This is a genomic window from Collimonas sp. OK412, assembly GCF_900112135.1.
Classification (GTDB): Bacteria; Pseudomonadota; Gammaproteobacteria; order Burkholderiales; family Burkholderiaceae_D; genus Collimonas; species Collimonas rhizosphaerae.
In genome coordinates, this window is the sequence record NZ_FOLC01000016.1 from 1 (window position 1) to 17,287 (window position 17,287).

At 61.3% G+C, this 17,287-nt stretch carries 20 protein-coding genes; all 20 read right to left on the reverse strand.

Annotated features, from left to right (window positions below; genetic code table 11):
• Positions 1–532, reverse strand: a 532-nt coding sequence (locus tag BM062_RS16540) for a S8 family serine peptidase (RefSeq protein ID WP_254785115.1), incomplete at its 3' end; no start/stop codon positions are given.
• Between the two features lie 157 nt (positions 533–689).
• Entirely contained in the window at positions 690–1,142 is a 453-nt protein-coding gene (locus BM062_RS16545) for a transposase (RefSeq protein WP_092398806.1), read from the reverse strand.
• A 36-nt stretch (positions 1,143–1,178) separates the two neighbouring features.
• Positions 1,179–1,679 carry a chemotaxis protein CheW gene (locus tag BM062_RS16550; RefSeq protein WP_092398808.1) on the reverse strand — a complete coding sequence of 167 codons (501 nt, stop codon included), beginning with the start codon at positions 1,677–1,679 and terminating at the stop codon, positions 1,179–1,181.
• Positions 1,680–1,734: 55 nt separating this feature from the next.
• Positions 1,735–3,756, reverse strand: coding sequence for a chemotaxis protein CheA (cheA, locus tag BM062_RS16555; protein WP_092398810.1), 2,022 nt, complete (start codon positions 3,754–3,756; stop codon positions 1,735–1,737).
• A gap of 47 nt (positions 3,757–3,803) precedes the next feature.
• Positions 3,804–4,175, reverse strand: a complete 372-nt coding sequence (locus tag BM062_RS16560) for a response regulator (protein ID WP_092398812.1) — start codon at positions 4,173–4,175, stop codon at positions 3,804–3,806.
• A gap of 12 nt (positions 4,176–4,187) precedes the next feature.
• Positions 4,188–5,102 carry a flagellar motor protein MotB gene (motB, locus tag BM062_RS16565; protein ID WP_092398814.1) on the reverse strand — a complete coding sequence of 305 codons (915 nt, stop codon included), beginning with the start codon at positions 5,100–5,102 and terminating at the stop codon, positions 4,188–4,190.
• Positions 5,103–5,129: 27 nt separating this feature from the next.
• Entirely contained in the window at positions 5,130–5,990 is an 861-nt protein-coding gene (motA, locus tag BM062_RS16570; RefSeq protein ID WP_092398816.1) for a flagellar motor stator protein MotA, read from the reverse strand.
• Between the two features lie 59 nt (positions 5,991–6,049).
• Positions 6,050–6,670 (reverse strand): flagellar transcriptional regulator FlhC, encoded by a 621-nt coding sequence (gene flhC / locus BM062_RS16575; protein WP_092398818.1) that lies wholly within the window; start codon positions 6,668–6,670, stop codon positions 6,050–6,052.
• A gap of 51 nt (positions 6,671–6,721) precedes the next feature.
• Positions 6,722–7,039: a flagellar transcriptional regulator FlhD gene (gene flhD / locus BM062_RS16580; RefSeq protein ID WP_014004965.1), complete on the reverse strand. Its 318-nt coding sequence runs from the start codon at positions 7,037–7,039 to the stop codon at positions 6,722–6,724.
• Positions 7,040–7,283: 244 nt separating this feature from the next.
• On the reverse strand, positions 7,284–7,976 hold the full coding sequence (locus tag BM062_RS16585) for an Hpt domain-containing response regulator (protein ID WP_092398820.1): 693 nt from the start codon (positions 7,974–7,976) through the stop codon (positions 7,284–7,286).
• 148 nt (positions 7,977–8,124) lie between these two features.
• Positions 8,125–9,759 carry a sensor histidine kinase gene (locus tag BM062_RS16590; protein ID WP_175501048.1) on the reverse strand — a complete coding sequence of 545 codons (1,635 nt, stop codon included), beginning with the start codon at positions 9,757–9,759 and terminating at the stop codon, positions 8,125–8,127.
• 218 nt (positions 9,760–9,977) lie between these two features.
• Positions 9,978–11,636 carry a methyl-accepting chemotaxis protein gene (locus BM062_RS16595; protein ID WP_092398824.1) on the reverse strand — a complete coding sequence of 553 codons (1,659 nt, stop codon included), beginning with the start codon at positions 11,634–11,636 and terminating at the stop codon, positions 9,978–9,980.
• A 29-nt stretch (positions 11,637–11,665) separates the two neighbouring features.
• Positions 11,666–12,148 (reverse strand): chemotaxis protein CheW, encoded by a 483-nt coding sequence (locus BM062_RS16600; RefSeq protein WP_175501053.1) that lies wholly within the window; start codon positions 12,146–12,148, stop codon positions 11,666–11,668.
• 164 nt (positions 12,149–12,312) lie between these two features.
• Positions 12,313–12,960, reverse strand: coding sequence for a response regulator (locus BM062_RS16605; RefSeq protein WP_217647603.1), 648 nt, complete (start codon positions 12,958–12,960; stop codon positions 12,313–12,315).
• A gap of 172 nt (positions 12,961–13,132) precedes the next feature.
• On the reverse strand, positions 13,133–13,441 hold the full coding sequence (locus BM062_RS16610; RefSeq protein ID WP_092398830.1) for an EscU/YscU/HrcU family type III secretion system export apparatus switch protein: 309 nt from the start codon (positions 13,439–13,441) through the stop codon (positions 13,133–13,135).
• Between the two features lie 65 nt (positions 13,442–13,506).
• Positions 13,507–14,487 (reverse strand): flagellar hook-length control protein FliK, encoded by a 981-nt coding sequence (locus tag BM062_RS16615; RefSeq protein ID WP_092398832.1) that lies wholly within the window; start codon positions 14,485–14,487, stop codon positions 13,507–13,509.
• Between the two features lie 15 nt (positions 14,488–14,502).
• On the reverse strand, positions 14,503–14,829 hold the full coding sequence (locus BM062_RS16620) for a flagellar protein FliT (protein ID WP_175501049.1): 327 nt from the start codon (positions 14,827–14,829) through the stop codon (positions 14,503–14,505).
• A 1-nt stretch (position 14,830) separates the two neighbouring features.
• Entirely contained in the window at positions 14,831–15,307 is a 477-nt protein-coding gene (gene fliS, locus BM062_RS16625) for a flagellar export chaperone FliS (protein ID WP_092398836.1), read from the reverse strand.
• 11 nt (positions 15,308–15,318) lie between these two features.
• Positions 15,319–16,779 (reverse strand): flagellar filament capping protein FliD, encoded by a 1,461-nt coding sequence (gene fliD / locus BM062_RS16630; RefSeq protein WP_092398838.1) that lies wholly within the window; start codon positions 16,777–16,779, stop codon positions 15,319–15,321.
• Positions 16,780–16,833: 54 nt separating this feature from the next.
• Positions 16,834–17,190 (reverse strand): flagellar protein FlaG, encoded by a 357-nt coding sequence (locus tag BM062_RS16635; protein ID WP_175501050.1) that lies wholly within the window; start codon positions 17,188–17,190, stop codon positions 16,834–16,836.
• Positions 17,191–17,287: the final 97 nt, after the last annotated feature.

The following is a 17,287-nucleotide window of genomic DNA, read 5'->3' on the forward strand; positions in this document are numbered from 1 at the left end:
ACTGGTTGAAGATGCGCACGCCCTTGGCGAACAGGTCCTGGTAGATCTGGCTGCTGAGCAGCAGGCTGTTGCCGGTGGTGCCGGCGGCGGCGGCCTGCACGAATACGCCGGGGGCGATCCCCAGGGTGCTGCCGGCCAAGGCCTGCGCCACTTCGGCGCCGTGCATGTTGCCGTTGGCGCCGCCGCTGCTGTAGACGGTCTTGCTGATGCGGCCGGCCAATTGGGGATCGCTGACGTCGAAATCGGTATCGACCACGCCGACCGCGACGCCGGCGCCGGTCATGCCTTGTGCGTGGGCGGCCTTGGCGTTGCTGGGGTCGAGTACGTCCAGCATGGCCGTCGGCGCCACTACCGGCGGCGTGATCGCATTGCCGTTGTTGTCAGTTGCGGGAGGCGGGGTGGTCGGCACCGCGGGCGCCGGCGGATTAGCGTTGCCGCTGCCGCCGCCTCCCCCGCCGCAGCCTGAAACCATGACCGACACGGCCATGGCGATCACCGACAATGAATATCCGGCAGACAGTTCCTTGTTCATGACATCCTCAGAATATTTGCTTCAATCATTGGCCAGGCAGGCCATCCGTTTACTGTATTAACGGACGTCGCCTGGCTTTCTTGAACGGCAAATCACGAGTTTGTCGGAGCTGTCTTTCTACATTTTCATTTCAAAAAATAACGCATTCCGGCGTCGGTCAAACAGGCAAGCCTCGCATCACCAGGCCGACCCAGTGCGAGGTCGATTCATCCACGCCCGGCGAATTTTTCCTGGCGCCGCCGACCTTGCCCAGCGATGAGTTATAAACCACTTTATTGGCGCGCCGCGCCAGCCTTTGCCTGATGCGTCCGGTCTGCCGGTCGCCGTATTCAACGATCTCGTGGAACATCGATTTCAGCAGCGGATCGTCGTACATGCCTTGCTCCAGCTGGCGCCAGACGTCGCACTCGTTCCAGCGCCGGAAGCGCATGTAAGTGGTATTCCATTTGCCGAATTCGGCAGGCAGGCTGCGCCAGATGGATTTACTGCTGATGATCCAAAGCACGGCATCGATAAACAAGCGGTTGTCTCGGCCTTTGGCGCCGGGATCGCCCTGCTTGCCGATCAACAGAGGCTCCAGTTTCTGCCATTGGCTATCTAGAAGTTTCATCTTTGATTTCCTGTCTTTGCCTATCTCGCCGTTGCCTCAGGCAAGTTCAGCGTTGTCAAACAAAGCCATGTCCGCGCTGCACATGAGTTTTTCTATATCGATCAGGATCAGCATGCGCTGTTCCACCGTGCCCAGGCCGCTGAGATACTCTGCCGACAGCGCCGCCCCGAATTCAGGCGGCGGCTTGATTTCGTCGCGGCTCAACGTCAGCACATCGGATACGCCGTCCACCAATATGCCGACCACACGCTCGGCGATATTCAAGATGATCACGACGGTCTGGTGGTTGTACTGGATGTTTTCAAGGCGGAACTTGATGCGCAGGTCGACGATAGGCACGATGATGCCGCGCAGGTTGGTCACGCCCTTGATGAAGTCCGGCGCATGGGCAATCCGCGTCACGGCTTCGTAGTCGCGGATTTCCTGCACTTTCAATATGTCGATTCCATACTCTTCGCTGCCAAGCGTGAACACCAGGAATTTCTGTCCTTCCGACTCATCCTGTCCTGCTAGAATTTTATTGTGATCGTTGACCATTTTATTTTCTCTATCCTTTCAAAATTTCTTGCCAGGCGCCGGCCGGCGCCATGCCTCAGGCCGCTGCCAGCAACGGCGCCTTCTCGCGGCCGGCGCGCTGCAGCGCTGCGACATCGACAATCAGGGCAACGCTGCCGTCGCCAAGGATGGTGGCGGCGGAAATGCCCGGGACCTTGCGGTAATTGGTTTCCAGGTTCTTCACCACCACCTGGTGCTGCCCGACCAGCTGGTCCACCAGCAAGGCGAAGCGTTTCCCCTCGCCGTGCAAGATCACCACGATGCCTTGGGTCGGATCGGTGCGGGCGTCGGCGACGCTGAATACCCGATGCAATTCAGTCAGCGGCAGATATTCGCCGCGCACGTGCAGCACCTGTTCTTCATTGCTCACGGAATGGATGTCTTCAGCGCGCGGCTGCAAGGATTCGATCACGTAATTCAAGGGCAGGATGTAGACTTCATTGCCGACCTTGACCGACATGCCGTCCAGGATCGCCAGCGTCAGCGGCAATACGATCTTGGTAGTGGTGCCGTTGCCTTGGCGCGATGCGATTTCGACATGGCCGCCCATCTCCTGGATGTTGCGCTTGACCACGTCCATGCCGACGCCGCGTCCCGAGACATCGGTAATTTTTTCAGCGGTGGAGAATCCCGGCGCAAAGATCAGTTGCCAGACTTCGTCGTCGCTGATGGTGTCGCTGATCGCCATCCCTTGCTGGATCGCCTTTGCCAGGATCTTTTCGCGGTTCAGGCCGGCGCCGTCGTCGCTGACTTCGATCACGATATTGCCGCCCTGGTGCTGGGCCGACAACAGCAGCTCGCCGACCGGATCCTTGCCGGCGGCGATGCGCTGTTCCGGCTGTTCGATGCCGTGGTCCAGGCTGTTGCGCACCAGGTGGGTCAAGGGATCGATGATGCGTTCGATCAGGCTCTTGTCCAGTTCCGTGGCCTTGCCGAAAGTCACCAGCTGCACCTGCTTGCCGAGCTTGTCGGTCAGGTCCCTGACCAGGCGCGGGAAACGGCTGAATACGTAATCCATCTGCATCATGCGGATCGACATGACCGATTCCTGCAGGTCGCGCGCGTTGCGTTCGAGCTGCCCCATGCCGTTCAGCAGGCGCTCATGCAGCACCGGATCCAGCGTCGCCGCGGTCTGCGCCAGCATCGACTGGGTGATCACCAGTTCTCCCACCAGGTTGATGATCTGGTCGACCTTTTCCACGTCGACGCGGATCGAGCTGGATTCCTTGGCGGCTGCAGGCGCTGCAGCAGCGGTAGCAGCGGTTGCAGCGGCGGCAGCCTTCGGCGGCGTCGTGGCTGCCGTGATGGCAATCACCTTCGCCGGCGTTGGTTCTGGCAGTTCAACCGGAAGCGGTTCGGCTGCCGGCAGCGCTGGCGTCGCCGCTTCCTGCGTGATGTCGATCTGGTCGATATCGATGATGAAACAGCACACGGCGATGATGTCGTCCGCCTCGCAGCTGGTTTCCAGCCACAGGGTCAGGCTGTCCTCGCTTTGCGTCTGCGCTGCCACGGTTCCCAGGTTTTCCAGCTCCGCGCTCAGCAGCTTGCGGTCGCTCTCGGATATCCTGGAAAAACGTACGCGCAGCTGCGCGTTGCCGGCAGCAGCGGCAGCCGGCGCCGGCACTGACGCCGCCACCGCCACTGGCGCCGGCGCCGCAGGCTTGGCGCCGGCGCTTTCCTCCTGCGCCAGCTGTTGCAGCACCGCGCAAATCCGCGCGACCATGTCGGGATCGGGCTCGGCGCCGGCCCGGTAAGCACTTATCTGTTCTTGTAGCACGTCTTTGGTTTCCAAAAAGGCATCGATCATTTCCTTGCGCAGTCGTATTTCCTGATGACGGGCACGGTCCAGTAAATTTTCCAAGAGATGCGTGGTGTCGGTCAGCGCGACAAACCCGAAGGTAGCTGCGCCGCCCTTGATCGAATGCGCGGCGCGGAATATGGCGTTCAGGTGCTCGCTGTCGGGCGCGTCCATGTCGAGCCCCAGCAGCAACTGTTCCATTTCGGCCAGCAGTTCATCCGCTTCTTCAAAGAAGGTCTGGTAAAACTCGGTGATATCCATATCGTTTGTGATCTCCTTACTGCGTTCTTTGATTGTCCGGCTTATCGCTATTCGGCCAGCATGCTGGCGACCACTTCGAGCAAGGTTGCAGGTTCTATCGGCTTTCTCAGCCAGCCGCTGGCGCCCGCCGCGCGCGCATCGGATTTTTCGGCATCGCTGGCTTCGGTGGTCAGCACCAGGATCGGCGTCTCGGCATGGTTTTCCAGCTGCCGCAATGCGCGAATCAGCTGGTGGCCGCCCATCGCCGGCATGTTCCAGTCAGTCAGCACCAGGTCGACCGCTGCCGTTCGGGCATGCAGCATCGCAGCCGTGCCGTCAGCCGCCAGCAGGACCTGGTAGTCGCCCTCGGCCAAGGCTGCTGCAATCAGCTTGCGCATGACCGCCGAGTCGTCCACCACCAGTATTGTCCTAGTCGTCATATGCTTCCTGTGTCATGGCTGGGCCGCGGCAGCAGGCTTGGGCACGCTGTCCCGCAGCTGGCCGGCGCTGTCCTTCTGGCCGTCGAGCTTGAGGCCGGCGCTGCTGCCGCTGCTGTTTTCCTGTTCGATCTGCGCCTGCGCGCGCCGGTTCAGCACCACGATGCTGATGCGGCGGTTGATCGGATCGAGCGGGTCGGCCTTGTTCAAATCCATGGTCGACGCCACGCCCATCACGCGCAGCACCTTTTGTTCCGTCATGCCGCCGCTGACCAGTTCGCGCCGCGATGCATTCGCCCTGTCGGCCGACAGCTCCCAGTTGCTGTAAGACTTCGAACCAGGCACATAAGGCGTTGCATCGGTGTGTCCCGCCAGGGTGATCTTGTTCGGCAATTCATTGAGCACCGGCCCGATCTCGTGCAGGATGGTGCTCATGTACGGCTGCACCTTGGCGCTGGAAAGATCGAACATCGGCCGGTTGCGGTTATCGACGATCTGGATCCGCAATCCTTCGCTGGTGATGTCGATCAGCAGCTGCGGCCGGAACTGCTTGAGCACCGGATTCGCATCGATCACCTGCTCCAGCCGCTTCTTCAGCTGCTTCAGCCGGTCGGCATCGGCGCTATCCGGGTTGCTGCGCTTGTCGTCGCCGTCGACCTGGGTAAAATCGGTGCCGCCGCCGGGAATCACGCTGCTGCTGGTGCTGCTTTTTTCACCGCCGCTGATGGCGACCTTGAGCGGCATCTTGAAATACTCGGCGATCCCCTCCCTTTGCTTGGGAGAAGAAATCGACAGCAGCCACATCACCAGGAAAAAAGCCATCATCGCCGTCATGAAATCGGCGTAGGCGATCTTCCAGCTGCCGCCATGCGCCTGGTGCTTGGCGGCGCTTATCCGCTTGACGACAATGCGCTGCTTGAGCTTGCTCATGCGGCCTCCGCACCGGGCCGGCAGGCGCTAGCGGCTTTTGACTTGGCGCACATGGTCATCCAGCTCCGTGAACGATGGGCGTTCGGTCGAGTACAGCACCTTGCGGCCGAATTCCACCGCCAGCTGCGGCGCATAGCCGTTCAGGTTAGCCAGCAAAGTGACCTTGATGCACTGGTACACTTTCACCGATTCCGCAACCTGGTGTTCGATCAGGGTCGCCAGCGGCGACACGAATCCATAAGCCAGCAAGATCCCCAGGAAAGTGCCCACCATCGCATGTGCAATCAGCTCGCCCATTTCCGACGGCGGCAGGTTGGCCGATGCCAGCGCATGCACCACGCCCATCACCGCCGCCACGATGCCGAACGCCGGCAAGGCGTCGCCGACCTTGGCCAGGCTGTGCGCCGGCACCTCGGCCTCGTGCTTGTAGGTTTCTATCTCGTGGTCCATCAGCGATTCGATTTCAAACGCGTCCATGTTGCCGCTGACGATCAGCCGCAGGTAGTCGGTAAGGAATTCGATCACGCGCGGATCGTGCTGCACCAGCGGATACGGGGCGAAGACGGGGCTGTTCAAAGGGTCGTCGATATCCGCTTCCAGCGCCAGCATGCCGTCCTTGCGCGCTTTCGCCAGCAACACGTAGAGCAAGGCCATCAGCTCCATGTACAGGGCCTTGTCGTGCTTGGAACTGCGCAGCAGTTTCGGCAGCTCCCTGACGGTGGCCATGATGGCCTTGCCATCGTTGCCGACCACGAAGGCGCCGACTCCGGCGCCGCCGATCATCAGCAGTTCGATCGGCTGGAACAACACGCCGAGGTGGCCGCCCATCATGGCATAACCGCCAAACACAGAAGCTATGACAACGATATAGCCAACAAAAACTAGCACTTTTGATTCCCCTTGAAATAAACCTTATGCAGCCGCAGCCGCCACTGTCGCCACCAGGCTCAGGCCAGCCCGCCGTTAGCAAGGCCGGCAACCTGCCGCACCGGAAGCGGCATATACCCATGCGCCGGAACAAGATCTGCTCCGGGCAAGGCCGGGGATTCCAGCTTGCGCGTCTTGCCGGCGCGCGACGGCGGCCGGCACAGGACGCAGACGAAACCGTTCTGCAAGTCATGGGCATGGGCGACGAAGCGGCCGTTGCAGCGGCTGCAGGTGCTGAGCTGCAGCATGCCGCTGTCGAAGAAACGGGTCAGCGTCCAGGCCCGCGTGAAATCCAGCACCGGCTTGCCGCCTTGCCGCTCGACCTGCTCCAGGTAGAGCCGGTAGCTCTTGACCACCGCAACGATCTGCTGGCCGTCGCCATGCGCCACCATGAAACGGTAAATGTTGTAGAACATCGACGAATGGATATTCGATAGCCAGGTCATGAACCAGTCGGTGGAAAACGGCAGCAATCCCTTGGGCGGCGAAATGCCTTTGATTTCCTTGTACAGCTTGATCAGGCGGTCGCGGCTCAAGGAGGTTTCGGCTTCCAGGAACTGCAGGCGCGCGCCGAGCTTGATCAGGTCGATCGCGAGCTGGATTTCCTGGGCTTCCAGGATCACGCTTTTGTTAGTAGCCATGGTTGCCGGCCTCGACAGTCAACGCCATGGCGGAACATGAATTCGGCAGCTTCATCGGATGCCTTCCAGCGGTTGTCCTGCCAGCAGGATGGAAGCGTGCGCCTGTTGCAAGGCATGGTCTTTGTCGGTATGCGTCAAAGATGAAAGAATCGCGTGGTCGTCGAACCGGAAACGGCACAACAGGAGGCTGGACGCGGCCAGCTTCACCACCTGCGACAAAGAGAGGTTGCCGAGCAGCTCGGCCAGTTCCCGGCTCAATCCCATACGAAACATGGCTGTCGCTTTATCCTCCCGCAACAGACGTTGTGCCAGCAGCAGATAAGAAAGATTCACTTCGCTTATCTCGTTTACAAATCCATTACTGTCCATGCTTTCCCCCAGACTGAAACTACTTATGAATGTTTACGGCACTTGGTGAGCAATCTTTTAGTTTTTGTCTTTTTGCGCTGCTTCAAAGCAATTATGAAATGTTTCAAAAAAGAAATAAGTCGGTAAGGTTCTCGATATGGATGAAATATTTGGCTGAGTCGATGTAGGCATTGTTCCTACGTCGGCACCGCATTGCGCGGCTGCCAGGGAGAGTGGTGAAAACAGAGGGCGTATAACGGTTTTGTCAGGGCATTGAGTGGCTTGCCTTGAGCTGCAAAGCAAGCCGGTCCAGCGCATTTTGCAGACGGTCGTAGACGACTTCCATAGCCTCTGACGGGTTATTGCGCGATTGGTTCTCGATTTCCGCTGCGGATTGCGAAATTTCTTTTTGCTGCAATACCGCCGCCGCGCCGCGCAAGCCATGGGCGATGCTCGCGGTCTCCGCCCAGCGCCGGTTTTTTATGCTGAGCTTGAGCCCGGCCAGCTGCAGGTAACCGAACTGCAGCAGGTCGGCCAGCAAGTCGTCGGGCGCAGCAGGCGTTACGGCGGCAGGTTTCTGCGGCACGATCGGCGCCAGCGTTTGCCGCAGCTGTGCGCGGCTGATGGGCTTGGTCAGGATGGCGGTGCAATCCAGCCCCCTTGATTCACGCTGCAGGTAGTCGAGCGACATGCCGCTGTACAGGATCATCGGGATCGCCGGCAAGGCCGACGTGTCGGCTTCCCAGCGCCTGACCCGGTGCAGCAGCTCGACTCCGGTCATGTCTTCCAGCACGTAGTCGGTGATGACCGCCGCCGGCCTGGTATGCGTCAGCCATAGCAAGGCCTCGGCGCCGGTGGCGACCAGTTCGCTCTGCCAGCCTTCGGCCGCCAGCTGCGCCTGCAGCATGCGACGGTTGATAGGATGATCTTCGACCACGAGAATTAAAGCGGAACGCATCGCCACCTCCTAGGAAAGGAGAAGATATCCTGTTTTGGCGATGGCCACGGGGCGCAGCAAGCCGGCTGCAATGCCAGCCCCGGGAGCCGTAACAGCATCGCCGGCATCCAGTGTAGCAAACCCGCGATCCGCCGCGGAGAGGACGGGTTCAGCGCGCATTCAGCGGAATGCTGAGATTGACGACGGTGCCGATCCCCACTTCGGAGTCGATGCGGATGCTGCCGCGTATCAGGTCGGTAAACTCCTTGGCCAGCGACAAGCCCAGGCCCAGCCCGCGGCTGCGGCCGGCGCGCACCGATTCCGCCTGGTAGAAGTATTCGAACAGATGTTTCAGCTCGGCTTTGGCGATGCCGGGGCCGGTATCGAGCACCCGGATCTTGAGCTTGTCCCTGAACGTGGTCACTTCCATCGTGACGCCGCCGGTGACGGTGAATTTGACGGCGTTGTCGAGCATGTTGTTCAGTATCTGCGACAGCCTGACGCGGTCGCACAGGAAATTGCCCGGCAAATCCGGCGCCAGCCGCATCTGGAAACTCAAGCCCTTCTTGTCGGCGTTGATTTTATGCATCGACCCGACGTACTCGAAATAGCTGAGCGTATCGATATTCTCGTGGAATATCACCACCCTGCCGGCTTCGATGCGCGCCAGGTCGAACAGGGTGTTCAGCAAGCCGTGCAGGTAGATCGCGCTTTGATGGATCAGGTCGCCGAACTCGCGGCTCTGCGGATCGCTGCTGGTGTCGCGCACCAGCTCGGAATAGCCGTGGACGCCGCTCAGGGGCGTGCGCAGTTCATGCACCACCGTCGCCAGGAAACGGGATTTCCGCTTGTTGGCGTCGCTCGCGCGCCGGCGCATGACGTCGTATTTGCGCACCACTTCATATTGCCGCTTGATGGTGCGGTAGGCCAGGCTCATCAGCAGCAGGATCAGCGCGGTCGGCACGCAGGCGTACATCACATAGCCCATCAGCTTGGGGCTTTCCTGTCCCGGCAACGGTTCCGGGTCGGGCAGCTTCACCGACAGCAGCAGCGGATAAGGCTCCAGCTTGCGCGACACCCACGAATGCTGGTCGGCCGGCGCTTTCTGGTCGGCGAAAGGCTGGCTCTTGCTCAGCTCGCTATCGTCCAGCTCCATCACCGTTTCATCGATGCGGCGCAGGATCATCCTTTCATTGGCCGGCGGTCCGTCGGCGGCAATGCCGTCGCTGCCGACCACTTGCCGCTCGCCGGCGCGGATCCGGTCCAGGCTGGCATACAGGGCCGGCAGGCGGTCCACCGCAAACTCCAGCTCGACGATGCCGGCGAAATCGCCGCGCGCAGAAAAAATGCGGCGCGCCACATGCATCACCCATTGGCCGCTGCCGGGCAGCTTGCGCGGGCGGGCAAAACGCAAGGCGTCATCCAGGTGATCGCGCTGCGCGACATACAGTTCGTTGCCGCTCCAGTCGGCGGCGGCGCCAGGCTTGGTCGAGGCCAGCAGGCGGCCGCCCTGGTCGACGATGTTCAGCTGGGTATACAGGCTGCCGAATATCTTCGTATAGCGCAGCAGGTCTATTTTTCCATCCGCCATCTGGAAATCGTCACGCACCAGCCGCAGCAGGCGATCGCGTTCGTCGATGGAACGCAGCAGCCGCTGGGTGAAATCGCGCACCACGATGGTATGGCTGAGCTGGATGGTCTTGACGTCTCGCTCGTAGTCGGAACCTATCTGGTAACCGGCGTACAGCCAGACGTAGCCGATGACCAGGATGGCTGTGATGGTGATTGCGTAGACGAGGCGCATGAAACGCGAGCCGCAGAAAATGCCATCCGTTTTTGAAGCGGCTAGCAGGCGACGCCAGGCAGAGGTAAATCTTTGCATTACGATGGGCATACAATCTATTGGAAACTGTGACAGATATTACCGCCACAATACGTGAAGCCCGCCGGCAGCCACGATGTCAGCACCGGCGCAACTTAACGTATCCGCTATTATCCAGCATCGTACAAGCCCGTCACCTGTCAATTTATGCTGACCAGGACAGGCCGGCTGCCGGCATGATGTTCTTCTGGCATGTCTGCAGCGGCCTCGGCCGGTCCGGAATCTTGTCGTTCAGGCATGCCTGAATAGGCAGCGTCCTCTGCCAGTTGAAAGATGCTGACCGCCTGCAGCAATTCTCCCGCCTGTTCCTGCAAGCTGTGCGCGGCAGCGGCGGCCTGCTCTACCAGCGCCGCATTCTGCTGGGTAGCCTGGTCCATTTGCCCTACCGCCTGGTTGACCTGCTCGATGCCGCTGCTCTGCTGCTCGCTGGCGGCGGCGATTTCAGCCATGATGTCGACCACGCGCCGTATCGAGGCGACGATCTCGCTCATCGCGGCGCCTGCCGCGTCGACCTGCCTGCCGCCGGCATCCACCTTGTCGACCGATGCGCCGATCAAGACCTTGATATCCTTGGCCGCGACCGCCGAACGCTGCGCCAGGTTGCGCACTTCGGCCGCCACCACCGCAAAGCCCCGTCCCTGGTCGCCGGCCCGCGCCGCTTCCACCGCCGCGTTCAGCGCCAGGATATTTGTCTGAAAAGCAATGCTGTCGATGACGCCGATGATGTCGCTGATCTGGTGCGAGCTGTCCCTGATCAATGCCATGGTGGCAACCACCTCGGACACCATCTGGCCGCCGCCCAGCGCCACCGACGCGGCGTTTTCAGCCAGCTGGTTGGCTTGCCGCGCGTTGTCGGCATTTTGCCTGACGGTCGAAGTCAATTGCTCCATCGACGCCGCGGTCTGTTCCAGGCTGGCGGCCTGTTCTTCGGTGCGGCTCGACAAATCCTGGTTGCCGGCCGCGATCTGGCGCGAAGCGGTGACAATGCTCTCGGTTCCGTTGCGTACCCGGCTGACCGTATCACGCAAGGAAAAAATCATTTCCCTGATCCCCAGCAGCAGCTGTCCGGTTTCATCCTTGCCCTTGACTTCGATGCTGGCGCCAAGGTCGCCCTTCGCCACCCGCTGCGCCACCGCGACAGCCGCATGCAGCGGCTTGACGATGCCGGCGGTCAGGCGCCATGCGAACGCCGCGCCGAGGAAGATGGCGATGGCGCCGAACGTCACCAGCAGGTTGCGGCCGGCGCGATAGTTGGCAGCAATATCCAGCGCCGCCTCATCGATTGCCTGGCGCTGGACGCCGACAAATTTCTGCAGCTTTTCCAGGTACTCCTTGCGCGCCGGATCCAGGTCTTTCTCTATCATGGCCACCGCGCTTTCAGCGCTGCCGTACTGGCGCGTGGTCAGCACGGTGTCGCGCATTTCCGTATAGGCCGCGCGCGCCGCGGCGATTTCTCCCAGGGCTTGCCGGCCCTGGTCGTCGGACAGTCCATGCAGCTTGGTCTGCAGCGCCGATGCGCGCTCGGATGTCGCGCTCATTTCGGCCTGGAAAATCTTCTGGGTCTTGCTGTCGTCGCTGCGCACCACCGCCATCGTGCGCACCGCGTTGACCGCCACCGCATCCTGCCATTCCGCCGCCAGCCGTTCACGCACCAGGAACTGCGAGACCATGGCGTCGACCGCGGCGCCGGTCTGCTGCAAGCGCCAGATGCCTATTCCTGTGATTGCCACTACCAGCAGCAATATGGCGGTAAATCCGATACTCAGCCGGACCCCTATTCTTGTATTGGCGAAATTCATGTCCCCTCCTCTTTTTTAGCTCCCGCCCGTCACGCCGTCAGCTTGTTGATCAGGCCGATCTCGTCGCTGGACATCAGCTTGTCTATATCCAGCAAGATCAGCATGCGGTCGTCGAGCGTGCCCAGGCCGATCAGGTAATCGGTATTGAGGACCGTGCCCATTTCCGGCGCCGGCTTGATCTGCTGGCTGGACAGGGTGATCACATCGGACACGCCGTCGACCACCATGCCTACCGTGCGCTCGCCGAGGTGAAGGATCACGACCACCGTAAACTGGTCGTAGCTGGAAGCCGCCAGGTTGAACTTGATGCGCATGTCGATGATGGGTGTGATCACGCCGCGCAGGTTGACCACGCCTTTCAGGAAATCGGGCGCGTTGGCGATCTGGGTGACATTGTCGTAACCGCGCAGCTCCTGCACCTTGAGGATATCGATGCCGTACTCTTCCTTGCCCAGGGTAAAGGTCAGGAACTCCTGGCCGGCTACCTCGTGTTGAACGGTTGAACGGCGCATCTGCGTCGGCGTTTGAGCGGCAAGCGTCATGAACTTGATCCTTGAGAATTGAAATGCACCTGTCGCGCCGGACAGAGGAAATCCGGCGCGCGCAGCACTTGGGTGATTCAATATAAACAGGAGCAAGCGCTATCGATATAGCGAAAAGGGATTGAAACAGCCCTCTATTCGAGCAAACCGTGCTCGATCACGTAGCGGGTCAGTTCAGCGTTGGTGCGCACCCCCATTTTCTCGAACACGCGGGAACGATAGACGCTGACGGTCTTGGGGCTGATGGAGAGGTTTTTGGCTATTTCGGTGCGGGTCTGGCCGGAGGCGATCATGCGCACCGTCTGGAATTCGCGGTTGGACAATTGTTCGTGCGGCATCAGGTCGTCTTCCTCGATGACGTGGTTCGCCAGCGATTCCGCCAGGCCCTTGCTGATGTACTTGCGGCCGCGCGCCACCACCCGCACCGCTTCCACCAGTTCATCCGGCGCGCCGTCCTTGGTCAGGTAGGAAGCAGCGCCGGCTTTCAGGGCGCGCACCGCAAACTGTTCCGGGCCATGGCTGCTCAGCACCATGATGCGCAGCATCGGCTCGCGCTTCTTGAGCAGGTGCAGGATTTCAATGCCGTCCTTGCCCGGCATCGAGATATCCAGCAGCAGGACATCGCACGGCTGCTCTCTCAGGATGTCGGTAATGCCGTTGTAGTCGCTGGCCTCGCCGATCACGGTGATGCCTGGGCTGGCGTTCAGGATATGCAGTAGCCCGCGCCTGACAATGCGATGATCATCAGCGATCAATACCCGAATCGGTGATGCAACTTTCATTTCCATGACTCTTTGAACAATCTCATTTCACAACCGATGACTGTGCATTATCGATCTGCGGCCAGGTCCGCACAATACGGGAGCGCAACTATATCAACAATACGCACACATTTTGCTCCGGTGCAGATGAGCGATATTAAATAATCAATATCTGCATGCACTATCGCGGTATTCAAGCAGGCAGCGGCGGCTCCTGCCCATTTTCCAAGCTATACACCCAGGCCAGCAACTCGGCCACCGCCACATACAGCTGCGGCGGAACCTGCTGGTCCAGGTCGACATGCATCAGCAGCTTCACCAGGTCGGGCGACGCGTGCACATACAAGCCGTGTTCGCGCGCCTTTTGCATGATGGCGTCGGCCACCGCGCCGTAACCTTTCGCCACCACCAGGGGCGCCTGGTCGTGGCGCGCAGGTGATAACGCTACCACGCTTTTCCGAAATGCGTCCTCAGTTTCCACTGTTGCCCGCCCCTCGGCCATTGCTATCTGCCGATTCCATGCCAGCCGGACGTGTGCTGCCGATAAAAAACATTACTCTAATATAATTATTTATCTTTGTTGTCATTTTTTGTATCCAATTCATCATCTGGCGCCGCTTGTGGCAATTGCACCACTTGCAAGCCGCCCAGATGCAAGCCGGCGGTCGAAAACCGCTGCAGCAATCGAGGGCCGCCGCCCTGCATGGATGTGATCGTGGCCGCCTCGGCCGCGCCCAGCTCGGCGCGCCAGCTGTGGTGCGCCAGGCTCAGGCGCAACTCGATGCGGCCAAGCCGGGGCAAGGTCATGCTCAGGCAGGTGCTCCAGCTGCGCGGCGTGTCGTCGTCGGGCTGGCGCCGCCCCTGCTCTGTAATTTCCCATTCCATGCCGGCATCCGGCCAGGCTTCTCCGCTCCAGCGGAATTGCGACAGCGCCAGCAGCTCGAGCTGCTGGCGCACCAGCGGCATCGCTTCAGTAGCGATGCTGGCGGCGGCATGGCTCGCGGCGGGAACATGCGCCGGGGCAGCTTCTGCATCGGTCGTCGCCAACGACAGGGCCAGCCCGGACTGCGGCTCTTGCTGCAACTGGGCCAGCGAGCGTTCGCCGGTGAAAAACTGTAACAGGTGGGATTCGTAAAACAGGCCGCTGTCGGCAACGCTGCGCGCCAGGGTCGCCGCCAGGTGCTGCGGTTGCGGCGCCGCGGCGGCGTCCGGCCATAGGGCTGCGCTGCCGCTTACCGCCTGTCCCTTGGCCGGCGCCGCGCCCAGCAGCTCGCTGATGACGCGCGCTGCCGCACTCAGGCTGGCGCCGTCGGCAACGCCTGGCGCCGGCCGCAGGTTGCCCGCCTGCGCCGGCTGGGCCGGATCGATCCCCAGCTGGCGGTCGATCGCCGCACGCGACGGCAGCCGGGTATCGTTGGCAATCGCCTCGATGTCGGTGATCACGTCCGGCGCATAGATGGCCAGCTGGCCTTTCAACGGCACCAGGTCCGAACGCTGCAGCGCCGCCGGCGCCAGCAGCTTGTCGACCAGGGGCGTGCCGCCGCTCATGATGCTCGCCCAGGCTTACTGGCCGTATGCATGGTTGAGATGCTGCTGCCGATGCATGTTGCCCAGCATGCTGCTCAGCTGCGCCAGCTCAGGCGTCACAATATCGCGGATTTCGGCGTCGGCAGCCAGGATCCGGCTCAGCAGGCTTTGCTTGCGCGCCAGCTGCAGCGGCTCCAGGGGTTCGGCCAGCTCGATGCCTTTCAAGCGTTCGACATAAGAGCGGAACTGCTGCCCCAGCTGCACCAGGCCATCCCAGTCGCCGGCGCGCGCCAGCTCCAGCATGCGGCCGGTCAGCGGCGCGATCTTTTCGTAGCACTCCATCACTTCGTGTTGAGGCGTCATCTCATCCCCTTGCGGAGCGGTCGCCGGCAACCGGACCGGGAGACGCCGCATGCATCTGGCCGCCGCTGATTTCGCGCCAGGCGGAAGCGATGTTTTCCAGCAGCCGGTCAGCCTCCTCCAGCAAGGCGGGATCGTTGCGCAGGTTGGCGTACAGCAGGCGCTGGTTGATGTAGTCGTAGAGGGCCGACAGGTTTGCCGCAAGTTCGGCGCCGGCGCTGCCGCCGGCCTCGGCGTCCAGGCTGGCCTTGAGGCCGCTGTCGATGATGCTGACCGCCTTTGAAATGGCGTTGCCTTTGGCGACCACATCGCCGTTCGCCATATGGTGGCGCGCCATGCTGATGGCAGCTTTGGCGCCGTCGAACAGCATGCTCAGCAGCTGCTGCGGTGAAGCGCTCATGACCGCGCTCTCGATGCCGACCCGGGCATAGGCGCGCGCGCCGGAATTAAGTGTCGGCGCGGCGGCTGAAGATGTATACATGAAACCTCGCCTTATTTGGAAGTAGTCGTGCCGTTGATGGCGGCAAATTGCTGGGTCAGGTAGCTGCTGGTCTGGTTCATGCCGGCGATCAGCGTATCAAGATCGGTAAATTGCTTGGTATAGCGCGCAATCGTCGTGCTGATCAGCGACTGGGTGCTGGTCATCTGCGTCGCCAGCGTTTTCAAGGAACTGTTCAAGCCGTCGGTGGCCGATTTCAGCGGCCCGTTGCTGGCCGTGAAACCGGTCAGCAAGGTCGACATGGTTGAACCGAAGCCGGTGGTGCCGGAGGTGCTGGAGAACAGGTTTTGCACGCCGCTCAGGTTGGTGCTGAGCGCGCTGGTCAGCTTGGTCGAATCGATCGCCATGGTGCCGTCGGCCTGGAACGTCACGCCGATCTGGGCCAGCATGGTCAAGGGTGCGCCGCTGCCGCTCGCGGGTTGCGGCGTGTTCATGGTGTCGCGGATGCGGGTCTGGATATTGCGCAAGGTCGCATCGCCGGTCAGCGGCGCCTGCGTCTGCGCCGTCGTGTCGAATGCGGTGTATTGCTTGGTGAGGGTCTGCAGGCTGTTATAGGTAGTGACAAAATTCGAAATCGCGGCTTGCACGGCGGCCGTATTGCTCTGCAACGACAATGTGCTGGGGCCGGTGCCGGTCAGCGTCATGGTCACGCCCTGCACCGCTTCCTTGACGGTGTTGCTGGCGCTGGTGATGGCGATGCCGTTGACCGTCAGCTGCGCATTCTTGCCTTCCACGGTCTGCTGCAGGTTCTGCGTGCCGGCAGGATCGTTGGACAGCAGGTTCGACAGCGCCGCGTCGCCGCTCACGCTGATCTTCATGGTAGACGCCGCGCCGGTCTGGGTGGATGTCAGGACCAGGCGGTTCGGTGTGTTGCTGCCGTCGTTGACGATGGTGGCCGTGACGCCAAGGGCCTTGTTTTTATTGATCGCGTCGCGGATGCCAGCCAGCGTGTTGTTGCTGGAATCGATAGTGATCGACGCCGCGGCGCGCGTGCTGTCCGCGGTAAACGTGGCGCCGCTGTATTTGCCGGACGCCGGATCCAGCGTGCCGCCCGAGATGCTGCCGAACTGCAGGGTGACCGTGCCGCTGCCGATGGCCGCGGTAGTGCTGGCGACGCCGCCGGTCGCCAGCGACTGCGCTTGCGCCAGCTGGCCGACGTTGATTGCGTAATTCCCTGCGCCGGCGGTGGCAGTCGCGGTTGCGCTCAGCACCGAGGTGGCGCTCGAGGTCGCCGTCACATTCTGGAACAGCGTGGGATTGCCCAGCTGCGCTGCGGCCGCCTGCAATGTGCTCAAGGCGTTCTGTATGACGCCGTATGCCGACAGCTTGGCGTTGTACGCGCTTTGCTGGTTGCTCATGGCGGTGAGCGGCATGTTTTCGGAGACCGTAATGCTGCTCAGCAGAGTTGCCAGCGGCAGTCCGGATGCGGCTCCCAGGTTGGTCACTAAAGTCATGTCAATTCCTTTGCATTGAATATCGTTTTCGGTCGGCCGGACTGCCTGCAGCTGCTATGCGGTCTTTTCCAGCAATACACCCTTCATCTGGTCCATGACCTTGGCGATCCGCACTACTTCTTCGCTGGGGATCTGCAAGACCACCTTGCCGTCCTGCTGGTCTACCACTTTCAGGATCACGTCCTTGTAGCCAGGATCGATCTGGAACTGCACGCTGACCGCCCTCAGCTGCAGCTGGCGATTGATGTCGTCGATCTTGCTCTGGATCTGCGAGCGCTCGGGCACGCCGGCAAACTTGCCGTCGCCGCTTTCCTGCGGCTTCTGCGCAAGCGCGCCGGCATCCTTGGCAACCCTGTCATTCGCAACGGCGGGCGTGCCCTCGGCTGGCGCGGTCCTGCTTGCAGCATCCATATTGATCGCATTCGGCATCACGTCCTCACGTCTTCTTTCGGCTGTACCCTGTCCACTCGGGTCTGGCGCGCCAAACCCGACTGGACAAAACATCATG